Raw genomic sequence first — 602 nt, forward strand, 5'->3', positions numbered from 1 at the left:
CAACAGGTTATCCACGACTGGAACAGCACCCAGGCCGATTACCCGGTCGAACAGTGCCTGCATCAATTGATCGAGGCGCAAGTTGCCGCCACCCCGGACGCTCAGGCGCTGGTGTTTGCCGGCCAGGCGCTGAGCTATCGCCAGCTGAACCAGCGCGCCAACCAGCTGGCGCACCGGTTACGCGAGCTGGGCGTGGGGCCGGACGTGCTGGTGGGCATTGCCGCCGAGCGCAGCCTGGACATGGTCGTTGGCCTGCTGGGCATTCTCAAGGCCGGTGGTGCCTATGTGCCGCTGGACCCGGAATACCCCGCCGAGCGCCTGGCCTACATGATGCAGGACAGCGGCATCCGCCTGTTGCTGACGCAAGCCCAGCTGCTGGCGCAGTTGCCGGTGCCCGAGGGTGTGCAGGCGCTGCTGCTCGAACCGCTGCCGGGCTACAGCGACGCCAACCTGGTGCACAGTACCAGCCCGGGCAACCTGGCCTATGTGATCTACACCTCGGGCTCCACCGGCCGCCCCAAGGGCGCCGGCAACAGCCACCGCGCGCTGGTCAACCGCCTGTGCTGGATGCAGCAGGCCTACGGCCTGGACGCCAGCGATAC

Annotated in this window: 1 protein-coding gene; it reads left to right on the forward strand. The window is 67.6% G+C overall.

The window, feature by feature from the left end; translation table 11 throughout:
• Positions 1-602 (forward strand): AMP-binding protein (locus IAE39_RS29465; RefSeq protein WP_201207961.1); only part of this gene is annotated, 602 nt, incomplete at both ends.

It is taken from the genome of Pseudomonas sp. S37 (assembly GCF_016658545.1).
Lineage (GTDB): Bacteria > Pseudomonadota > Gammaproteobacteria > Pseudomonadales > Pseudomonadaceae > Aquipseudomonas.